We start from the raw sequence: 4,967 nt of genomic DNA, 5'->3' as shown, positions 1-4,967 counted from the left end.
CCGTTATTACGAGAGTGATACAGGCCAGTACTTATCGCCTGATCCGCTAAACTTAAGGGGTGGCGTAAGTCCTTATAGTTACGTGCATAATCCGGCAAACTGGATTGATCCTCTGGGATTGGCGGGTTGTGATCCTACTGGATACCATAAACGCAAGGCCCTTCGAACAGATGTTTATAATGCTCAACGTCCTACGGCTGGTCGTCATGCAACAAAACATATCAACGCAAAAGATATTAATGAAGCTAAAAATCTGAGTGTAGGTAAAGGAAGCTTAGATAAAAGACCTGAAGCATCTTATTTCCCGGAATATGCAAGTAAGGTAGCTGGCTTTGAGAAACAAGCTGCATATGGAGCTATTCGCAATGGCCATGCTTTTGACCACGGCGGAACTCGATTCATGTTCTATAAAAACCCTACCGGTCATGTTGGGTATAATGAAGGACAATTAACCAATTGGGTAAGAATCGAAATGACGAATGCCCCTATTCCTACTATTCACAGTTTCCCGGCATCGTTGGAACAAGTCGGAAAATACATTCCCGGAGTTCGTTAATGAAAAAAGATATATGGAAGAATATTCAGCCCTTGAGAATACCTAGTAGGTGGGTAATTGATGTAAATAATTTCTATGACTATGAACCTACTAAAGAAAATATGGATTGGTTCTATGGATCAATTTTGATTAGTGGACATAATTCTCTTGATGGCCTTTGCTTTGATTCACGGTATGAACCAGAAGGAGATCCTAACGGTTTATTTATATTAGATTTTTTTATCATAAAAACAAATAAAAAGACAGGAAAAATAGAAGAGGAAAAATTCCTAGGTAGTAAGCAAACAAGAGATAAAGCCAAGTTCATTAACATACTTGAAGAATTTATGTTTACTGGAAAATATGAATAATTAAATTTAAAGCCGGAAAGATCCTCGTGATCTTTCCGGCTTTGTTATTTTTATACTTAAAATAAATATTTTACAGGGTTGATCTTATATATTAAATATATAACTTAAAATCACTGAAATATAAAATAAATAATAAAATAAAAAAAGAATAATATAGAAAAATATAAAATTCATAATAAATATATACATAGGCTATATTTTAGATATTTTATTCTGTTTTCTCTCTGAAACAGTAAAAAACCGGAATCGCTTCCGGTTGGCTTCTTTCTTACCGTGGTGAATACCCATGCCACGCCGACGGGTTAGTGTAATAGCAAGGCATCAAGGTAATCATCACGGATATACTGATGCAATACTCTGGATAAAATAAATCTACATCAATCAATTAATACCATATCGAAACAAATAGCTAACATTCAAAATATAGCTAAAAAAGATATGGAGAATGGCAATATTATTAAACACAAAGATAGGTATAACACTAATATTCAGGGGGAAGACGTAAATTAAAAAGTCAGACAAAGCATCTTTGATCTCTGGAGTAGAATTTTAGGATAATTTAATCTGGGTGAGATAATAAATTTTTATATGGAACCAGTTGAATTCTTTAAAAGCTCGGATTTTTTATCCGGTTCTATTGAAGAATTTAATGAATATGAAATTATGGATAATAAAGATAGGGCATTAAAGCTTCTTTTCGATCAAGGCATACCAGGTAACTATATGGTTTAGAGTGATTTTTTCTCTGATTTAGCATCCGAGTTTTATCTTCATGAGGATTATAAAAAAGCAGAAAAGGATATCCTTCACAGAATAAAAATATCTACCTAGGATCAAGTCAAAGAAAATGATATCTTATAAGAAAGAAAAAAAGGTTAGTTGATAACATAGAATACGATAACTTTCTAAATGAAGTAAATGACGAATGTAATAACAGGTTAAATATGACAAACATTTATCGATATTTATTTTAATCAAGACGCTAAATTAGAAGAAATATTTTCTATATTTAAAAAAGGAGTTATGCCGTGCGGTATAAAAAAAGATAAAAAGACATGAGTTATTTTCAATCCTATTCTTTTGAAGAATAGTTAATAAAATTATAGATGAACGGCCCTCAAAAGCTAGATTCAACATTTAATGACTAAATAAGATTCTAAAATAGTGCTACATATTATACCACTCATAATTCCATATATAACAATAGGTTGAATAACAAAATTATGAAACGCTATTTAGATTTAGAAAGGCAGTTCACAATCACCAAATCTTCCGATGTTCTTATTGATCTACCGTGGCGCATACCCACAGTAAGTCAGTGCGGATTGAAGCTTAGAGTTTACCAAGGAAATGATTTATTTGATCTCAATCATATTGATGACTTCGGAAGGACGAATATTCAACAAATGAAGAAAGGGATTACACCTATTGGTAAGGATGGCTTAGAAATAAACCTTCATCATGTCATTCAAAATGAACCTGGCCCAATGACTGAAATTTTAAGTAGTACCCATAGTAAATACAACCATATGCTTCATATGTATTCAAATCAATGGGATAAAACATGGGTCGGTCCTGATGGCATAAGACGTACATATAATAGTACGCCACCATCAATGAATAGGCGTCCATTTAACCGGTGGAAGAAAAAATATTGGAAAACAAGAGCATTGGACTTTTTAACTCCTTAAGAGGAAGGAAGCTATGAATTATATAGATTTAATTGAAAAGGAAATGATATCAAGCGGGGAAGAAATTCTTTCTAGTGGTGGGATTGATATAGATACTATCCGTGAATTCGAATCATTGCTTGGTGTTACTTTTCCTGAGTCATATAAAATTTTCTTACAAAAATATGGGACACTTTCTTTCGGCGGAGATGATTACTATGGAATAACTAAAAAGGGAATAAATGGAAATCAAGCCCCATGTATTCTGTATGTAACAAAGCAGGCCAGAGATTCAGGTGATATAGATGAAGGGATGATTAAAATAAAATCATCGGGATATGGTCCTTCCTATTCTATTGATACCAGTATTAAAGGAAAAACAGGAGAAGCTGTAGTAGTTGAGACTGAATTATCCTTCAAAAGAGATGGAGCTAAAAACATAATTGCAGATAGTTATGCTGAATTTCTCTTAGAAGAAATAAAACAAGCTATAGAAGACTTATAAAAGCTACTTTATATTAATAGTGATAAGCCAGAGAAATCTGGCTTGCCCATTTTAAAATTAAACGTCTCATCCCGCATTATCAAAATTAGATGAAAAGGATAAAACAGCTATTTTTGACTTCTTCAAGACAATAATATCTGATACATCATCAACTATATTTTTAATCATTGATGGTTCTCACTTTCCACCCAATATAGATAGTTATTTTACGCTAACATATGAAGGCGAATAAATACAAGAAAGTTTACAATACTTATTCATAGAGAAAACTGAGCATAAAGGTATTTATTAATTAAAAAAGTAGGACTGAAATATCTCTATGATCTTTCAACTTTGTTATTTTCATACTTAAAATAAATATCTTACAGGGTTGAAATTATATATTAAATATATAAATTAAAATCACAAAAATATAAAATAAATAATAAAATAAACAAAGGCATAATACAGAAAAATATAAAATTCATAATAAATATATACATAGGCTATATTTTAGCTATTTTATTCTGTTTTTCCTCTGAAACAGCAAAAAGCCGGAATCGCTTCCGGCTGGCTTCTTTCTTACCGAGGTGAATACCCATGCCACGCCAATGCCGACGGGTTAGTGCAATGGCAAGGCATCAAGGTAATCACGGATATACTGATGCAATAAAAAATACTCTGGATAAAATAAATTTAAATCAATCAACTGATGCCATATCGAAACAAGTAGCTAACATCCAAAATATAGCTAAAAAAGATATGGAGAATGGCAATATTATTAAACACAAAGATAGGTATAACACTAATATTCAGGGGGAAGACGTAAATTAAAAAGTCAGACAAAGCATCTTTGAACTCTGGAGTAGAATTTTAGGATAATTTAATCTGGGTGAGATAATAAATTTTTATATGGAACCCATTGAATTCTTTAAAAGCTCGGATTTTTTATCCGGTTCTATTGAAGAATTTAATGAATATGAAATTATTGATAATAAAGATAGAGCATTAAAGCTTCTTTTCGATCAAGACGTACTAGGTAACTATATGGTTTAGAGTGATTTTTCTCTGATTTGGCATCCGAGTTTTATCTTCATGAGGATTATAAAAAAGCAGAAAAGGATATCCTTGACAGAATAAAAACATCTATTCAGGATCAAGTTAAAGAAAATATGAGATAAAAGAAAACCATATCTTATAAGAAAGAAACAAGGGTTAGTTGATAACATAGAGCACGATAACTTTCTAAATGAAGTAAATAATGAATGTAATGACAGGTTAAATATGATAAGCATTTATCGATATTTATTCTCTTTTAATCAAGACGCTAAATTAGAAGGAATATTTTCTATATTTAAAAAAGGAGTTATGTCGTGCGGTATAAAAAAAGATAAAAAGACATGAGTTATTTTCAATCCTATTCTTTTGAAGAATAGTGAATAAAATTATAGATGAACTGCCCTCAAAAACTAAATTCAACATTTAATGACTAGATTTAGAGAGGCAGTTCACAATCACCAGATCTTCCGATGTTCCTATTGATCTACCGTGGCGCATACCCACAGTAAGCCAGAGCAGATTGAAACTTACCGATGGCATCCCTAATCTGATACGCTTCCTCGTCATTCACGGCACAGGCGCGTATCTCCGCCCATCGTTCTCCACAGTAACGCCAATGAGCATAATGATCGCTATCGCTTGGGTAAGCGTCTGACCATTAAGCATCTGTTCTGGCGCGGGATTATGCTGCTCGCTATCGTTTATGGCTTCTATGCTATCCGTCTGCACAACCAAACGAACCTGTTCTATCAGGCATTCGATAAAGGTGAGTTGGCCGACGGGGAAGGCCGGGTGATTGACTGTAAAAATGTGGTCTTCTTTTTAACGTCCAACCTCGGCTATCAAAC

General features: G+C 33.0%; 6 protein-coding genes and 1 pseudogene. 6 read left to right on the top strand and 1 reads right to left on the bottom strand.

Going from position 1 to position 4,967, the window contains the following annotated elements:
* From SLS51_RS22335 to SLS51_RS22315, 5 genes are all read left to right on the top strand, one after another.
* On the top strand, positions 1-556 hold a 556-nt coding region (locus SLS51_RS22335; protein WP_323840717.1), incomplete at its 5' end, for an RHS repeat-associated core domain-containing protein.
* A complete protein-coding gene (locus tag SLS51_RS22330) occupies positions 556-906 on the top strand; it encodes a hypothetical protein (protein WP_323840716.1) in 351 nt (116 codons plus the stop codon). The genes SLS51_RS22335 and SLS51_RS22330, both read left to right, overlap by 1 nt.
* Positions 907-2,129: 1,223 nt before the next feature.
* Entirely contained in the window at positions 2,130-2,597 is a 468-nt protein-coding gene (locus SLS51_RS22325) for an HNH/ENDO VII family nuclease (protein ID WP_323840715.1), read from the top strand.
* A 13-nt stretch (positions 2,598-2,610) separates the two neighbouring features.
* Positions 2,611-3,081, top strand: a complete 471-nt coding sequence (locus tag SLS51_RS22320) for an SMI1/KNR4 family protein (RefSeq protein ID WP_323840714.1) — start codon at positions 2,611-2,613, stop codon at positions 3,079-3,081.
* 579 nt (positions 3,082-3,660) lie between these two features.
* On the top strand, positions 3,661-3,894 hold the full coding sequence (locus SLS51_RS22315) for an AHH domain-containing protein (RefSeq protein ID WP_323840713.1): 234 nt from the start codon (positions 3,661-3,663) through the stop codon (positions 3,892-3,894).
* A 709-nt stretch (positions 3,895-4,603) separates the two neighbouring features.
* Here SLS51_RS22315 and SLS51_RS24770 read toward each other — a convergent pair.
* On the bottom strand, positions 4,604-4,690 hold the full coding sequence (locus tag SLS51_RS24770) for a DUF7706 family protein (protein WP_439126907.1): 87 nt from the start codon (positions 4,688-4,690) through the stop codon (positions 4,604-4,606).
* A gap of 167 nt (positions 4,691-4,857) precedes the next feature.
* Between SLS51_RS24770 and SLS51_RS24765 the strand changes: the two are divergent.
* A pseudogene (locus SLS51_RS24765) lies at positions 4,858-4,967 on the top strand (AAA family ATPase); the annotation flags it as partial.

The sequence above is a fragment of the Photorhabdus africana genome, from assembly GCF_035181445.1.
GTDB classification, from domain to species: Bacteria; Pseudomonadota; Gammaproteobacteria; order Enterobacterales; family Enterobacteriaceae; genus Photorhabdus; species Photorhabdus laumondii.
The sequence above is the reverse complement of the archived record's forward strand: the minus strand, read 5'-3'. Positions and strand labels throughout refer to the sequence as shown.

Coding starts and splice junctions, on each gene's coding strand:
- SLS51_RS22330 (WP_323840716.1), top strand. CDS start 556: ATGAAAAAAGATATATGGAAGAATATTCAGCCCTTGAGAATACCTAGT.
- SLS51_RS22325 (WP_323840715.1), top strand. CDS start 2,130: ATGAAACGCTATTTAGATTTAGAAAGGCAGTTCACAATCACCAAATCT.
- SLS51_RS22320 (WP_323840714.1), top strand. CDS start 2,611: ATGAATTATATAGATTTAATTGAAAAGGAAATGATATCAAGCGGGGAA.
- SLS51_RS22315 (WP_323840713.1), top strand. CDS start 3,661: ATGCCACGCCAATGCCGACGGGTTAGTGCAATGGCAAGGCATCAAGGT.